The 15,741-nt window shown below is 64.0% G+C and carries 15 protein-coding genes; 10 read left to right on the forward strand and 5 right to left on the reverse strand.

Going from position 1 to position 15,741, the window contains the following annotated elements:
• Window position 1: 1 nt before the first annotated feature.
• Window positions 2-835, reverse strand: a complete 834-nt coding sequence (locus tag LDO41_RS28475; protein ID WP_223994395.1) for an alpha/beta fold hydrolase — start codon at window positions 833-835, stop codon at window positions 2-4.
• 30 nt (window positions 836-865) lie between these two features.
• On the reverse strand, window positions 866-2,548 hold the full coding sequence (locus LDO41_RS28480) for an MFS transporter (protein ID WP_223994397.1): 1,683 nt from the start codon (window positions 2,546-2,548) through the stop codon (window positions 866-868).
• Window positions 2,549-2,687: 139 nt separating this feature from the next.
• Here LDO41_RS28480 and LDO41_RS28485 point away from each other — a divergent pair, with 139 nt between their 5' ends.
• The 4 genes from LDO41_RS28485 (at window position 2,688) to LDO41_RS28500 (ending at window position 6,902) form a co-directional block, all read left to right on the forward strand.
• A complete protein-coding gene (locus tag LDO41_RS28485) occupies window positions 2,688-3,638 on the forward strand; it encodes a LysR substrate-binding domain-containing protein (protein ID WP_223994399.1) in 951 nt (316 codons plus the stop codon).
• Between the two features lie 89 nt (window positions 3,639-3,727).
• Complete coding sequence (locus tag LDO41_RS28490; RefSeq protein ID WP_223994401.1) at window positions 3,728-5,005, forward strand: CaiB/BaiF CoA transferase family protein; 1,278 nt, start codon at window positions 3,728-3,730, stop codon at window positions 5,003-5,005.
• A gap of 12 nt (window positions 5,006-5,017) precedes the next feature.
• Window positions 5,018-5,845 carry an enoyl-CoA hydratase-related protein gene (locus LDO41_RS28495; RefSeq protein WP_223994403.1) on the forward strand — a complete coding sequence of 276 codons (828 nt, stop codon included), beginning with the start codon at window positions 5,018-5,020 and terminating at the stop codon, window positions 5,843-5,845.
• Between the two features lie 73 nt (window positions 5,846-5,918).
• Window positions 5,919-6,902, forward strand: coding sequence for a Bug family tripartite tricarboxylate transporter substrate binding protein (locus LDO41_RS28500; RefSeq protein WP_223994405.1), 984 nt, complete (start codon window positions 5,919-5,921; stop codon window positions 6,900-6,902).
• A gap of 61 nt (window positions 6,903-6,963) precedes the next feature.
• On the opposite strand, the gene LDO41_RS28505 is transcribed toward LDO41_RS28500, so the two are convergent.
• On the reverse strand, window positions 6,964-7,971 hold the full coding sequence (locus tag LDO41_RS28505) for a bestrophin family protein (protein ID WP_223994407.1): 1,008 nt from the start codon (window positions 7,969-7,971) through the stop codon (window positions 6,964-6,966).
• A gap of 155 nt (window positions 7,972-8,126) precedes the next feature.
• Window positions 8,127-8,771 (reverse strand): glutathione S-transferase family protein, encoded by a 645-nt coding sequence (locus tag LDO41_RS28510; RefSeq protein WP_223994409.1) that lies wholly within the window; start codon window positions 8,769-8,771, stop codon window positions 8,127-8,129.
• A gap of 130 nt (window positions 8,772-8,901) precedes the next feature.
• On the opposite strand from LDO41_RS28510, the gene LDO41_RS28515 reads away from it, so the two are divergent.
• Window positions 8,902-9,468, forward strand: a complete 567-nt coding sequence (locus tag LDO41_RS28515; RefSeq protein WP_223994411.1) for a TetR/AcrR family transcriptional regulator — start codon at window positions 8,902-8,904, stop codon at window positions 9,466-9,468.
• Window positions 9,469-9,471: 3 nt separating this feature from the next.
• On the opposite strand, the gene LDO41_RS28520 is transcribed toward LDO41_RS28515, so the two are convergent.
• Window positions 9,472-10,443: an SDR family NAD(P)-dependent oxidoreductase gene (locus tag LDO41_RS28520; RefSeq protein WP_223994413.1), complete on the reverse strand. Its 972-nt coding sequence runs from the start codon at window positions 10,441-10,443 to the stop codon at window positions 9,472-9,474.
• A 103-nt stretch (window positions 10,444-10,546) separates the two neighbouring features.
• On the opposite strand from LDO41_RS28520, the gene LDO41_RS28525 reads away from it, so the two are divergent.
• The 5 genes from LDO41_RS28525 (at window position 10,547) to LDO41_RS28545 (ending at window position 15,662) form a co-directional block, all read left to right on the forward strand.
• Window positions 10,547-11,485 (forward strand): AraC family transcriptional regulator, encoded by a 939-nt coding sequence (locus LDO41_RS28525; protein ID WP_223994415.1) that lies wholly within the window; start codon window positions 10,547-10,549, stop codon window positions 11,483-11,485.
• 11 nt (window positions 11,486-11,496) lie between these two features.
• Complete coding sequence (locus tag LDO41_RS28530; protein ID WP_223994417.1) at window positions 11,497-12,042, forward strand: GNAT family N-acetyltransferase; 546 nt, start codon at window positions 11,497-11,499, stop codon at window positions 12,040-12,042.
• Between the two features lie 106 nt (window positions 12,043-12,148).
• Window positions 12,149-13,666 carry a CoA-acylating methylmalonate-semialdehyde dehydrogenase gene (locus LDO41_RS28535; RefSeq protein WP_223994419.1) on the forward strand — a complete coding sequence of 506 codons (1,518 nt, stop codon included), beginning with the start codon at window positions 12,149-12,151 and terminating at the stop codon, window positions 13,664-13,666.
• 55 nt (window positions 13,667-13,721) lie between these two features.
• Window positions 13,722-14,705: a LysR family transcriptional regulator gene (locus LDO41_RS28540; RefSeq protein ID WP_223994421.1), complete on the forward strand. Its 984-nt coding sequence runs from the start codon at window positions 13,722-13,724 to the stop codon at window positions 14,703-14,705.
• Window positions 14,706-14,879: 174 nt separating this feature from the next.
• Window positions 14,880-15,662 (forward strand): alpha/beta hydrolase, encoded by a 783-nt coding sequence (locus tag LDO41_RS28545; RefSeq protein ID WP_223994423.1) that lies wholly within the window; start codon window positions 14,880-14,882, stop codon window positions 15,660-15,662.
• Window positions 15,663-15,741: the final 79 nt, after the last annotated feature.

The following is a 15,741-nucleotide window of genomic DNA, read 5'->3' on the forward strand; positions in this document are numbered from 1 at the left end:
ATTACTCCTGGCGCTGTTGGTCAGCCGACAGTATGAAGTCAAACACGACGCGGTTGAATGCCTCCGGTTCTTCGAGGTTTACCGCATGCGTCGTGCGCGGAACGATCCAGAGCCGGGCATCGGGAATCGTGCGTTTCATGAACAAGGCCGGTTCGATGCAGGGCTCGTCATCGTCGCCGGTGACGATCAGCGTGGGCACGCGCAACTCGCGCAGCTTCGCTTCGAGCTCATAGATGGTCTGCCGCCGCATCTGATAGCCGCGCGTCGTGAGCGACGAACCCAGCGCCGAGTGTTCGGCGAACTGGCGATTGAACTGCTCGAAGCCGCGCGGATTCTTCTCCTTGAAGCGCCGACGGATCGTGCTGTTGGCGTAATGCTCGATGCCCTGCTCCATGCCCATGGTCACCAGCCGCTCGGCCAGTTCCGCGCTATCGCGCAGAAACTGCTCGCGGCGCGCCGGGTCCGAGCCATGCCCGGCGCCGACCAGCGTGAGCGAGCGGGCGCGCTCGGGGTAGGTCAGCCCGAAGTTCAGCGTCGCATAGCCGCCCATCGAGACCCCGACGATATGCGCGTTCTCCACGCCGGCCCAGCGCATCACGCTTGCGATGTCCTCGACCGCAAAAGCCTGACCATACTGCTCGACGTCGGTCGGCACCTCGGATGGCGGATAACCGCGCGCATTGAAGGTGATACAACGAAAATTCGGGCCGAAGAAACGTACCTGATCGTCGTAGTTGCGGTAGTCGCCCGCAAACTCGTGAACGAACACGATCGGGATGCCCGCACCGGTGGATTGGACGAATAGCTTCACGCCGTGGGAGTCCGCAAACTGCATGATGGTGTCTCTTGATCGTTGTAGTGGGAGTCAGAGCGGCTGGCTCGAGGCGTAGATATTAATCCCCTTGCTCTCCCGGACAAAGAACAGGCAGATGACAAAGCAGGCCGCGGCCAGCCCCACCGGGTACCAGAGCCCGGCATAGATATCGCCGACCGCCGCCGAGATCGCGAACGTGGTGGCCGGCAGAAAGCCGCCAAACCAGCCGATGCCGATGTGGTACGGCAATGACATCGCCGTGTAGCGGATGCGCGATGGGAACAGCTCGACCAGCATCGCCGCGATCGGGCCGTAAGTCATGGTGCCGAACAGCATCAGCGTGATCAGCACGAGGATGGTCATCGGCTTGTTGATCTGGTTCGGATCGGCGGGCCCGACGTGATAGCCGCTATCGGTCAGCGCCTTGCCCAGCGCGGCGTTCAGCGCCTTGGTGCGCGCACCGTCTTCGGCCGTACCGCCCTCGAAGCTATCGATCACGATCTTGCCGACCTCGATGCGGGCCGGCTGGCCGGGCTGCGACGGCACCGAGGTGTAGTTCAGGCCAGCCTTGGCGATGGCAGCGCGCGCGATATCGCAGGAACTCTTGAACTCGGCCGTGCCCACCGGATTGAACTGGAAGCTGCAGGTTGCGGGGTCCGCGCGCACGGCGATCGGCGCCGACTGCTGCGAGCGTTCAAGCGCGGGATTGGCGTAATGCGTGAGCGCCTTGAACAATGGGAAGAAGAACAATGCGGCCAGCAGACAGCCGGACAGGAACACCGGCTTGCGGCCGATGCGATCCGACAGCTTGCCGAAGACGACGTAGAACGGTGTCGTAACAATGGTCGCCGCGATAATCAGCAGATTGGCCGTGCCACCATCGACCTTGAGCGTCTGCGTGAGGAAAAACATCGTGTAGAACTGCCCGGCATACCAGACCACCGCCTGCCCCATGACGATGCCGAACAACGCCAGCAGCACCACGCGCAGATGCTTCCATTGCCCAAAGGCTTCCGAGATCGGGGCCTTCGAGGTGGTGCCCTCGCGCTTCATGCGCTCGAACTCGGGCGACTCGTGCAGCGTCAGGCGAATGCGCAGCGAGATCAGCAACAACAGCAGCGACACCAGAAACGGAATGCGCCATCCCCATGCGGTAAAGGCTTCTTCGCCGAGCAGGTAACGCGTAGGCAGAATCACGGCCAGCGACAGCAGCAGCCCCAGCGCCGCGGTGGCCTGGATCCACGCGGTGCGCGCGCCACGCTCGTGGTTGCCCGCGTGCTCGGCTACATACACAACCGCGCCGCCGTATTCCCCGCCGAGCGCCAGCCCCTGCAGCATGCGCATGGCGACAAACAGGATCGGCGCCGCGATGCCGATCGTCGCGTAACCGGGCAACAGGCCGATGGCAAACGTCGCCGCACCCATCAGCGCGATGGTCACCATAAACGTGTACTTACGCCCGACGATATCGCCAATGCGACCGAAGACCAGCGCGCCGAACGGCCGCACGGCGAAGCCCGCGGCAAAGCTCAGCAGCGTAAAGATGAATGCGGCAGTCGGATTGACGCCAGAGAAGATATTGGCCGAGATCTGCGCGGCCAGCGAGCCCGCGAGGAAAAAGTCGTACCACTCGAACATCGTCCCGAGCGAGGACGCCAGCACCACCCGGCGCTGCGACTGTTCGTGCGCGCCGGTAGGCGCACTGGCGATGGCGCCATCGATGCTGGCCGTCATGAGGTGTCTCCTGTCTTGTTTTATAAGGCGGAGTATAGAAACCGCATCGATCAAGGAAAAATATTGAATAACGATGGTTCCATCGCGTAATCTTATCGATCGGCGTACCCTGCGCGCCGTCGTCAGAGGCCAGTCAGCCATGGAATTCAAGCAACTCAAGTACTTCGTCAAGATCGCCGAACTGGGCAATATGACGCGCGCCTCCGAGGCGCTGCGCATTGCCCAGCCCGCGCTCAGCCAGCAGATCATGAATCTGGAGACCGAGCTCGGCGCGCGCCTGCTGGACCGCGGCGTGTACGGCGCACGGCTCACCAGTTCGGGCGAGGTGCTGTACGGCTACGCCAAGTCGCTGTTGCGGCAACACGAAGATGTGCGGCAGGCGGTGTCCGAAGAGGTTACCCACCCGACGGGACGCGCCGCCATCGGCATTCCGGGCAGCACCGGCAAGATGCTGGCGGAACCGCTGGTGCGCCAGTTGCTGTCGAGCGGCGGCATCCTGATCGAGATCGTCGAGCGCCCCAGCGCGGAACTCGTGGATCTGGTGGCGGCGGGCAAGCTCGATATCGCCATCACGGTCGATGCGCAGCCGCGCCGCGGGGCGCGGATCACGCCACTGTTTCTGGAGGCGCTGTACGCGGTCCTGCCGCAGAGCGGCGTGCACGGGCGCCAGACCCTGAAGCTGAAGGAACTGGCCGATAGCCCGCTGATTCTGCCCAGCGCACCCAGCACGATCCGGCATCGCGTGGAGGCGGCATTGCTCGACAAGCGGCTGAAGTTTCGATTGGTCAGCGAGGTCAGCGCCACCGACATGCTGATCCGCCTGGTCGCCGCGAACCTTGGCTGGACCGTATTGCCGTGGTCCGCGATCTCTGACGATATGCAGCGCAAGACCGGCATCGCCGCGCTGCCCATCGCCGGGCATCGGCTCGATCGGGAGATCTCGTTGTGCGTCTCCGATGTCCTGCCGCTGAGCCGCGCGGCGGAAGTCGTGGTGGCGACGACGCTGGCCATCCTCAAAACGCTGCTGGCCGACGGACACTGGATGGGCGCCCGCGTGCTGGCGGACGGACCACTCGCCAATCCATCGTAATTTCCTATCGAGCCATCCTAATTCCATATTTTTTTTCGTTTGACGACGTTCTTATACTGAGCGCAGCAAAACGAAAAGAAGGACTGGAGATGAGCGCAGGAGACGAAGCTTTCGAGCGGCCGCTGCAGGGTGTGAAGGTGCTGGAGCTGTCGCAGATCATGGCGGGACCGACGTGCGGGCTGATGCTCGCCGATATGGGTGCCGAAGTCTTCAAGGTCGAGAAATTCCCGGCTGGCGACGATTCCCGCAACTATCGTCGCGAAGGCGATTCCGGCCTGCCGCCCTCCTTCATGATGCTCAATCGCGGTAAACGATCGATCGGCATCAACTTCAAGTCGCCCGAAGGCAAACGCGCGCTGCTGCGCATGGTCGCGCAGGCTGATGTGCTGACGGAGAACTTCCGCCTCGGCGTGATGGAACGTCTGGGTCTCGGCTACGACGTGCTCAAGGAGATCAACCCGGCCCTGATCTATTGCTCGGTGACCGGTTACGGCCGCGAAGGTCCGCTGGCCAGCAAAGGCGGCTTCGATCTGATCCTGCAAGCGTTCAGCGGCCTGATCAGCGTCACCGGCGAAGAAGGCGCGGAGCCGGTCAAACCCGGCATTTCGATTGCGGACGTGAATGCGGGCGTGCTGGCGGCGACTGGCATTCTGGCGGCCTATATCCATCGTCTGCGCACCGGCAAGGGCCAGCGGGTCGATACCTCGCTGCTGCAGGCATCGATGCAGCAGCTCTACTGGTACGCCGCGGCCTACTTCTCGCGCGGCATCGTGCCCAAGCCGTCGGGCACAGCGCACCCGCTGGTCGCTCCGTATCAGGTGTTTCGCTGCGCCGATGGCCGCATGGCGATCGGCGGCGCCAACCAGGCGAACTGGGAGCGTATCGCGGACGTGCTGGGACATCCGGACTGGAAAACCGATCCGCGCTTCGACAGCCCCGAGGTACGCCATGCCAATCGCAAGATTCTGGCGGGCCTGATCGAGGAAGTGCTGGCCGGCGACACGCTTGCGGTATGGCTCGAGCGCTTCGACGCCGCGTCCATTCCGGCTGGCCCGGTCAACGACGTCGGGCAAGCACTCGAGCATGAACAGGCGCGCGCGGTGCGCATGGTCGTGGATGTCGAGGCGCCAAAGGGCGGTTCCAGCGACTCCATGCGCGCGCTCGGCCTGCCGATCCTGTTCAACGGCACGACGCATATCGCCAGCAGCGCCGCGCCGTCCGTCGGTGAAGACAGCGCGGACATCCTGCGCGAATTCGCGTTCTCCGATGCCGAGATCGACGAACTGGTCGCGTGCGGCGCCATCTTTCAGGCCGAACACGGCCGCGGCCGCACGGCGGGCACCACCACCGAAGCGGTAGCTTCCTGAACCGGGGACACGATGAAGCTCGACAACCATGCCGCCGCGGACGGCAACGCGGGGACACACGCCACTCATGAAGCGCTGAAGGTGACGATCAACGATGGTCTCGCCATCCTCTCCATCGAACGCCCGGAAAAGCGCAATGCACTGACGCTGGCCATGTGGCGCGGCATCGCGACCATCATGGCCGATCTCGATGCGCGCGAGGACGTGCGCGTGATCGCGCTCACCGGCAGCGGCGCAAGCTTCAGCGCGGGTGCCGATATCGCCGAGTTTGCGACCGTACGCGCCAATCCCGAACAGGTCGTGGTCTACGAACAGGCCGTCGATGCCTGCTGCGATGCCATCGAGAACGTGTCGAAGCCGACCATCGCGGCCATCAATGGCTTCTGCATGGGCGGCGCGCTGAACGTGGCGATGGCCTGCGATTTCCGCTATGCCGTGCCCGCCGCGCTGCTGTCGATTCCGGCCGCGCGGCTCTCCATCGTCTACGGCCTCAAGGGTACGCGCCGTCTGTTCGCGCTGGTCGGGGTTTCCAACGCCAAGCGCGTGCTGTTTGCCGGGCAGGCGGTGGATGCAACGGAGGGCTACCGCATCGGTCTGGTTGACGAGGTCGCCGAGGACGTCATGGCGGCGACCCGTACGGCGGCCGCCGTGCTGGCCGACAACGCCCCGCTCTCCATCAGCGGTGCCAAGACCATCCTGAACAAGCTGGCCAGCGCGGATCCGACGCTGACCGAGGCAGCAGTGCAAGAACTGGTAGACCACGCCGCGGAGAGCGAGGACTACGCGGAAGGTCGCCGCGCGTTCGGCGAGAAACGCCGGCCGGTGTTCCGGGGGCGATAGCGAGCAATCAAGTCAAGCAGCAAACCAGAAACGGCACCACAGCCGGCTCAAGACAACAATTGGAGGAGACCACATGCCATCACAGACACGCTTTGCCTTGCTCGTCGCAGTTGCGGCAGGAACCCTGATTTCCGCGCCGGTCGCATGGGCGCAGGACGCTTTCCCGAACAAGCCGATCCGGCTGGTCATCGGTTTCCCACCGGGCGGCGCGGCGGACACGATTGCGCGGATCTATGGCGAAGGCCTTGCGAAGGAACTGAAGCAACCGGTGATCGTCGACAATCGCCCGGGCGCTGGCACCACGATCGCGGCGGACTACGTCGCGAAGTCGCCCGCCGATGGCTACACCCTCTATATCGGTGGCGCCAGCCTGATGGGCGGCGACAACGCGCTCTACAAGAATCTGCGTTACACCCCGGCGGACTTTACCCCGGTCACGCAATTGACCACGGCGCCGTTGCTGCTGGTTGCCGGCAAGAACTCCGGCATCAAGAGCACGGGCGAACTGCTGCAGAAGGCGCGGCAGTCCCCGGGCGCCCTCAACTATTCCTCGAGCGGCAATGGCGTGGTCACCCATCTGGCCGCCGTGCACTTCGCCAGACTGGCCAACGTCAGCATGACCCACGTGCCCTACAAGGGCGGCGCACAGTCGGGACAGGCGGTAGCGGCAGGCGACGCGCAACTGAGCTTTGCCACGCCGGCCTCGGTACAACCGCTGATCGATGCCGGAAAACTGTTGCCGATCGCGGTGACGTCGGCCAGGCGCTCGGCGGTGATGCCGAACTACCCGACCATCGCCGAGTCTGGCGTGCCGGGCTATGAACTGAACAACTGGTATGGACTGTTCGTGGCCAAGGGCACGCCGCCGGCGCTCGTCCAGCAGCTGTTTGCCGCCAGCGCCAGGGTGTTGCGCGAACCGTCGATCCAGAAGCAACTGGCCGGCCGCGGCGAGGAAGCCGCGCCGTCGGTCTCGCCCGATGCGTTCAAGACCTTCGCCGCGCGTGAGGGCAAGCTCGACGTCGAACTGATCGCACAGAGCGGCGCCAAGATCGACTGATTGGACGACTGATTGGACGACAGATTGGACGACTGAGCGGAGGCGCGCGCGGGGATGTCCGTTACAGGACAATCCCGCGCTCCGCCGGCATCTCCGCGAGGTCGCAGGTCTCGCCCAGCATGTCCATGAGTTCCCGCTCGACCCTGCGGCTGAGCTGTGCCATGGGAATATCGTTGGGGCTGCCTTCGAAAGGATTCTCGGTACTTTCCCCCACCTGCTCCAGCACCAGATACATCCACGCGATCATCGTTCCGAACGGCACCGCGAGCCAGATCATATGGCCGTGCATGACGCCCGACACATTGGCGTTGAGTTTCGCGAATTCCGCAAGAATGCCGAACGGCAGCAACGCGCAGAACGTACGGACGAACAGCCGGTTGATCACCGCGTACTGCCGGGGGTACGGATAGTTCTTGATGCGCTCCGCCCGCCCCTGCTGGTTGAACAGGTTGCGAATCGTGCTGCTCAATTCCATATAGCAGCCGTTACTGAGCTCGCCGTCATCCAGGGCTCGCTTGATGGCGGCCGACTGATCGCTCAGCAGACGGATCGCGGGGTTCTCGGCGCGCAGGAGCGCGTCGATCTCGGCGGCGGAGAGATACCGCGCGAGGGCCTGTTCCAGCGGCGTCTCCCACTCCGGCACGCTGTAGTACTTCTGATATTCGATGTTCGACGCCAGGATCAGGCTCTCCCAGATCTTTGGCGTGCGCAACTGGTAGCGCAACGCTGTCAGCCAGGCGCAGTGCCGCAGGATCAGGGCTCGCCCCGTTGACGGCACGGACACGAAATCGCGGCTCATCACGCCGAAACAGCGGCTGCCGTTCACGATCTCGGCCCAGATCTGCTGCGCGTCGATGACACGACTGTAGGTCTGCACGTTACGGAAGCCGACGATAAATGACGTGGCGGTGCCCAGCAGGACCACCACCGGAATCGGGATGGCCAGCCATGTCATGCCGAGGCTGTGGTACAGGAGGACCGGCACCGTACTGCATACGAATGCCGCGTAGAACTTTCGTCGCGACCAGATCGCGAAGTCGCGTATTGAATACGATTTTCCCAGATTCATTGTGCTTGTCTCACGGCAGGATGGCCGGGCGCAATTTTCCTCCGGGAACCCCGCCGCAATGGCCTCCGGCACCCATGGCATTTGAGGATGCCACTCGAGGGATACGTGGAGTATCCCCCTTTAGCGTCGGAGTGGCGCCGAAGTGGCGGGCTGGCTTACGCCGGTTCCCGCACCGACGGCCGTGCGTCGACCCGTGCCTTCCAAGCGTGCAGATGCGTCAAGTCGTCGGGCACCGGGATCTGCGCGAAGCCGGCGAACAGCAGACCGGCCCATACCGTGATATCGGGCATCGAGAACGCATCGCCGGCCACGTACGGCTGGCGGCTCAACACCTCGTTGAAATAACGCATGCCGGCCTCAGCGCGCACGCGTTCCTGGCGTCCCCAGACCTCACGATCGGTCCATTCCGGGCGCTTATGGGCGCGCAGCGCGTCGCCGAGTCCCGGTGTGGCGTGGTGGAAATAGATGCCAACCGCGTCGATGAGCTGCGACTCGGCACGCTTCTGCATCATGTGGATCACGCCTTTTTCGCGCGGGGTACGGCCCGTCAGGACGGGGTTGCCATCGAGGTTATCGAGGTACTCGGTGATCGCCGTGCACTCGGAAATGTAGGTGCCATCGTCGATCTGCAGCACCGGCACGGTGCCCGTGGGGTTGATGGCGAGGAAATCTGGCTGCTTGTGTTCGGCAGCCGGCAGGTCGACCTTCACGAACTCGATCTGGGAGCCAAGTCCTTTCTCGGCCAGGACGATGCGAATGCGGAGCGGATTGGGAAAACCAGGGATGTCGTAGAGCTTCATAGTGGGCCGCGATGAATGTTTCCGTTGAGAGAAGGGTCACTTACCTATCGATAAGTAGGTAAACATCCTACGGGTATTTTTAGGCGTTCGTCAAGCTTACCTAGCGCTAAGTAACCAGCTACAATGCCGCATGGTTACTAGCGATACGAAGCAACGCATCCTCCAGATCGCGCGCGGCATGGTGCAGGCGCACGGGTACAACGCGCTCAGTTTTCGCGATATCGCGCAGGAAATCGGGATCAAGGGACCGGCGGTGCACCACCACTTTCCGACCAAGGGCGACCTCGGTGCGGCGCTGGCGCGCGCCTATACGGAAGACGCTGTCGTGCTGCTGGAAGAGCTGCTGCTGACCTCGCACTCGCAGCGCGAGGTGTTCGAGCGCTATGTCTCGGTGTTCCGCGCGGCGCTCGAGAACGACAACCGCATGTGTCTGTGCGGCATCATGTCGGCCGAGCTCGCGGACCTGCCCGAAGCTGTTCAGGTGGAGGTGAATCGGTTCACGGACGTCAATATCGCGTGGCTTACGCGTCTGCTGGCGCTCGACGCCGAGCCGGCGCCGGAGGACGCGCGCCGGCGCCGCGCGCTGGCGATCTTTACGGCCATCGAGGGCGCTCAGCTGGTGGCGCGCGGGCATCGGGACATCGCGATGTTCAATCGCGTGATCGATGCCTACCGGGAGGCGGGGTTGTGCCCGTGAGGCTCAGATGGGGAAACGCACGTCGGCCAATGCTTCGCTGACGGTCCACCACGCACGCGCCACGTCGGGATCGACCGCGTGCGGCAGCACCCCGAGCAGCGATTGGGAGGTGGCGGGGATCAGGTCCGCCACATCGCAGTCCTCGCAGTACAGGCCGCCAAGGCCCACCAGCCGTGGGCTGGTCGCGCACCAGACCGTGGTGGCCGCGCCCTGCTCCATGGTCTTGAACAGTTTGGCGAATTCCGGCCGGGGTTCGCCGTCGGGCGTGAAAATGCCGATCTCGATATAGTCCGCCTGCGTCAGATGCTCGCCCAGTCCGGTCTTGATCGCTCCCGGATGGACGGAGAACGCGCGCACGCCATGCGCGGCGCCGCGTCGGTCCAGTTCCAGCGCGAACAATGCGGCGGCAGTCTTCGATTGACCATAGGCCTGCCATTTATCGTAGGGACGCGCGCGGTAGTCGGGATCTTCAAGATCGACGCCGCCAAAGCGATGCGCCCCCGAACTCAGCGCAACCACGCGCGCGCCTTGCGCCGCGACCAGGGCCGGCCACAGCCGCGCCGTCAGCCGGAAATGCCCCAAATGGTTCGTCGATAGCTGCAATTCGTGGCCATTCACGTCCCGCTGCAGGGGCACGGCCATAATGCCGGCATTGTTGATCAGCGCGTGCAGCGGTTGACCCTCGGCAAGAATCCGCGCGGCGAAGGCATCGACCGAGGTCGGATCGCTCAGGTCCAACGGGGCCGTCCGCACGCCATCGATTCCCGCCAATGCCTGTGCGGCCCGCTCCGGGTCGCGTGCGCCGACCCAGACGCTGGCGCCCGCCGCTGCCAGTGCGCGGACGGCCTCGCGTCCAAGACCCGCGTGTCCGCCAGTGACGACGAACAGCCTGCCGCGCAGGTCCAGATTACCCACCGCCTGTGCGGCGGTGGTGGTGGCATCGAAGCCGCTTCCGAGTTTTTGTTGGATTTGCATGGATGTATCGGCATGGCGCCGTATCGTGAAAGGCGCAGTCTAGGCAGCACGTGCATCCGCGACCATAATCCCTCGTCCACGATACTTACCCGATCGTCCACGGATGTCCAACGACCCGCTGTCCCAATGGCTGATGATGCTGGCCGCGCACTGCTCGCTCAGTGGATCGCTGCAGGCGAGCGGCGAATGGGCGGTCACGTTCGAGACCGAAACCACCAAGATCAACGTGGTCGCCGAGGGTGAAGCGTGGCTCGTGCATGGGGACCTGCCGGCACCGATCCGGCTGCGCGAGGGCGATGGCTTTATGCTGACGCGCGCCGGTACCTATGCGCTTTGCAGCGATATCTCGCTGACGCCATTACCCGCCGAGGAGGTCTTTATCGACCACCGTGGCGTGATCGAGGGCGTGCCGGGCACGCCGCGCGGATCTCAGTGCTATATGGTCGGCTGCGCGCTGACACTCGATGCGATCGATGTCGAATTGCTGACTTCCGCGCTGCCGCCGGTGGTCGTCGTGCACGGTGAAGATGCCAGCGCGGCGTCGATGCGATGGCTGATCATGCGGCTGCGCGACGAACTGGACTCGCCGGAGCCCGGTGCCGATGCCAGCCAGGCGATGCTGGCCCAGATGCTGTGCGTGGAAACCATCCGCTACTGGTGCCGGCCCGCGATCGGGCCCACGTGCGCCGGCTTTCTGGGCGCGTTGCGCGACGATCGCATTGCCGCGGCGCTGCGCGCGATGCATGACGACGTGGCGCGGCCATGGCGCGTGGAGGAACTGGCCTCGCGCGTCGCCATGTCGCGTTCCGCGTTTGCGGCGCGCTTCAAGCAACTGACGGGCATCGCGCCGCTGGAGTACCTGCTGCGCTGGCGCATGCGCATGGCCGCGCACGCGTTGCAGGGGCGCGAGACGCCGATGCAGCGAATTGCCGAAGCCGTTGGCTATCAGTCGGACAGTGCATTCAGTCTTGCCTTCAAGCGCGTCTATGGCGTGGCCCCTTCCGCCTATCGCAGGCGTGAAGACACGGCAGATCAACCCTAATGGAGTTATTGATGACCGAATACCAGCTTGACCATGCCACTGCGGCGGACGTTCCCGACATCGTTCGCATCGTCAATGGCGCCTATCGTGGCCAGGATGGCGTAGCGGGATGGACGTCCGAGGCTGGGCTGATTGCCGGGCAACGGACCGATGCCGCGCAGGTTGCGGCGCTGGTCGCGGGCACGGTCGCGGGCGACAACCCGGTGGTGCTGGTGATGCGCGAGCGTCCGAGCGAACGTGTAGTGGCCACCATCTGCCTGGACCAGCTGGAGCCGGAGCGCACCGAACTGGGCATGCTGTCGGTCGACGTCACACTACAGGGCGGTGGTGCCGGCAAGCGGCTGGTGGCGTTGACGGAAGACTATCTGCTCGCCCGCGGCGTAACGCGAGCCTGCATGACCGTGGTGCATGCTCGGGCCGAACTCATTGCCTGGTATGGGCGGCAAGGCTATCTGCCGACCGGGGCGACGGTGGCATTCCCGTACGACGATCCGAGCGTGGGCCAGCCCTTGCGCGACGATCTGCATTTTGTCGTGCTGGAAAAGCAGCTGGCATAGCTTCCGCATTGTTCAGTCTGCTTAACAATGTTTGAAGCGTTCATGCATTGAATGCACAACGGTCGCGCTCTTACACTTGGGCCATCCATCAGAGAGGAGCCCAGTCATGAGCGTCACCCCCTACAACGACAATCGCCAGGTTGGCCACTACATCAACAACGAACACGTGGCGGCGCTGAGCGATCGTTCGCAGCCGATCTACAACCCGGCCACCGGCGAAGTTGCGCGTACCGTCGCACTGGGGGGCAGCGAGGAAGTGAAAGCCGCCGTGGCCGCCGCGGCCGCCGCGTTCCCCGCCTGGGCGGATACCCCGCCGCTGCGCCGCGCCCGCGTGATGCAGCGCTTTCTGCAACTGATGAACGAGAACCGCGACCAGCTGGCCGCGATCATCACCGCCGAGCATGGCAAGGTGTTCTCCGACGCGCAGGGCGAAGTCACGCGTGGCATCGAAGTCATCGAGTTCGCCTGCGGCATTCCGCAACTGCTCAAGGGCGACTACACCGAGCAGGTCAGCACCGGTATCGACAACTGGACCATGCGTCAGCCGCTGGGCGTGGTGGCCGGTATTACGCCGTTCAATTTCCCGTGCATGGTGCCGTGCTGGATGTTCCCGGTGGCCATCGCCACGGGCAATACGTTTGTGCTGAAGCCGAGCGAGCGTGATCCGAGCGCAAGCCTGTTTATGGCGGATCTGTTCGCGCAGGCCGGCCTGCCCAAGGGCGTGTTCAACGTGGTACAGGGCGACAAGCAGGCCGTGGATGCGTTGATCGATCATGACGACGTGCGCGCGGTGAGCTTTGTCGGCTCGACGCCGATCGCGCAGTACATCAGCGAGCGCTCGGCCGCGCGCGGCAAGCGTGTGCAGGCACTGGGGGGTGCCAAGAATCACCTCGTGGTCATGCCGGATGCCGACGTGGAACGTACGGTCGATGCGCTGATCGGCGCCGCGTATGGCTCCGCTGGCGAGCGATGCATGGCGGTGTCGGTGGCTGTGCTGGTCGGCGATATCGCGGATCGCATCATGCCGGTACTGGTCGAGCGCACGCGCGATCTGGTCATCGGCAATGGTATGGACGACAAGTCCGAGATGGGCCCGGTGGTGACGCAACAGGCCAAGGAACGCATTGAAGGTTATATCGGGCTGGGCGTGGAAGAAGGCGCGCGGCTGCTGGTCGATGGCCGTAACCTCGAAGTGCCCGGCCATAGCGGCGGCTATTTTGTGGGCGGCACGCTGTTCGACCACGTCAAGCCGAATATGCGCATCTACAACGAAGAGATCTTCGGGCCGGTGCTGGCGTGCGTGCGCGTCAAGGATCTGGGCGAGTCGATCGACCTGATCAATGCGCACGAGTTTGGCAACGGCGTGTCGTGCTACACCAGCGACGGCGGCGTGGCGCGCGAGTTCTCGCGCCGCATTCAGATTGGCATGGTCGGCATCAATGTGCCGATTCCGGTGCCGATGGCCTGGCATGGCTTTGGCGGCTGGAAGCGCAGCTTGTTCGGTGACATGCATGCCTATGGCGAGGAAGGCGTGCGCTTCTACACGAAGCAGAAGTCCATCATGCAGCGCTGGCCGCAGAGCATCGACAAGGGCGCCGAGTTCGCGATGCCGACGTCGAAGTAAATGGTGGACGTGGGCGGGTCTTGACGCATTGTTCAGCTAAGCGAACAATGCGTGGATGGAAAACGATAACAAAGAGACCCGCTGGTCCCACGTCTATTCGCTCGTCGTACTGGGTGAACTGGGCAGTTATACGGCGGCCGCCGCGCGGCTGGGGCTCAGCAAGAGCGCGCTGAGCCAGCGGATTGCCGAGCTGGAGCGCGGGGCTGGCGTGGCGCTGGTGCGCCGGACCACGCGCAGCATGCGGCTGACCGAAGCCGGCCAGCAACTGGCCGATGCCACGCGTGGGTCGTTCGATGAGATTGCGCGCAGCTTTGCCGGGGTACGCGATCTGGTCGGTGAACCCCGTGGACTGGTGCGCGTGACCGCGCCGGTGGCGCTCGGGCGGCAGCAGATCGTGCCGCGTATTCCAGCGTTTCTGAAGACGTATCCCGACGTGCGCATCGAACTCGAGTTGTCCGACCGGCTGTCGTCGCTGGTGCAGGAAGGGTTCGACCTCGCGATTCGCCATACCGCGGCGGCGCCAGACACGCATGTGGCCTGGACACTGTGCCGCACGCACGCGATTCTGGTGGCGTCTCGCGCGTATCTCGATGATCACGGCACGCCCGCCTCGCCCGAGGCGCTGGCCGACCATGTCTGTCTGCCCTACTTCCGCAGTGGCGAAACGCCGGCATGGAGCTTCGAGCCCGTGCGTGGCAGTGGCGCGCGGCGCAACGTGGCGATTCGCGGAAGCTTTGCGGCGAACAATAGCGAAGTGCTGCGCGAAGCCGCGTTGCAGGGGCTTGGCATTGCGCTGTTGCCGGACTTCTCCGCGCAGGAGGAATTGCGCGCGGGCCGGTTGGTGCAGGTGCTGCCGAACTGGCGCTCGGCGGGGGCATTTGGCAACCAGTTGTTTGCGATCCGGCCATATAGCCCGTATGTGCCGCTGGCGGTACGGGCATTTGTGGATTACCTGCGGCAGGCACTGAAGGATGGGTTTGGGGCTGCCCTCTCCCCCGGCCCCTCTCCCCGAGGGAGAGGGGAGAAAACAATTGGTTAATTAACCTTTCACCCTCTCCCCCGGCCCCTCTCCCTCAAGGGAGAGGGGAGCAAAACAGACATCAAACCATCAGCAAAAATAATTCGTCGTCGATGGAATAGGCGGATCGGACCGTTCGTCCTACTGGCAGACAGCGCATAACTCAGCTGTTGCCGACTCTCGAAAGGACTGATCATGAAATTCCAACGCCCGCTGGTGGCCGCCCTGGCCGCGATTTCCGCTTTTGGTGTGCTCGGCTTCTCGCAAGCCGCATCGGCACAGGACAAGCCCGCCCCCGTAAAAAATGTGGTGCTCGTGCATGGCCTGTATGCCGACGGTTCGAGCTGGGAAAAAGTCATCCCGATCCTGCAGGCCAAGGGCCTGCATGTGACCTCGGTGCAAAACCCGACCACCTCGCTCGACGCTGACGTCGATGCGGTCAAGCGCGCGCTGGCGTTGCAGGACGGCCCGACCGTGCTGGTCGCACACTCGTACGGCGGCATGGTCATCAGCGAAGCGGGCGTCGACCCCAAGGTGTCGTCGCTGGTTTACATCGCCGCGCGTGCTCCCGATGCCGGTGAAGACTATCCCGCACTGACCAAGAAATTCCCCACTGCCCCGGCTGGCGCCGGCCTGCAATGGTCGGGCGACTACGCCAAGCTGTCCGAACAGGCGTTTGTGAAGGACTTCGCCGGCGACCTGCCGGTGGACCAGGCCCGCGCCTACTACGCGGTGCAGCAGCCGATGGGCCGCGCCATCACGATGGCCAAGACCACCGTGGCCGCATGGCGCCAGAAGCCGTCGTACTACGCCGTATCGACCGAAGACCGCACGATCAACCCCGAACTCGAGCGCTTTATGGCCAAGCGTATGGGCGCCAAGACGATCGAACTGCCGTCGAGCCACGTGTCGCTGATCTCGCATCCGCAGGAAGTCGCCAACCTGATTCTGCAGGCGGCCGGTCAGCCGACCAACTGAATATGCGGATTATGAAGTCCGGTTGCTAAGTGTATTAATCAAAAGCCACTTCTCACGGAAGCGGCAGTCTCGTAGGATG

This window comes from Cupriavidus pampae (assembly GCF_914271485.1).
Taxonomy (GTDB): Bacteria; Pseudomonadota; Gammaproteobacteria; order Burkholderiales; family Burkholderiaceae; genus Cupriavidus; species Cupriavidus pampae.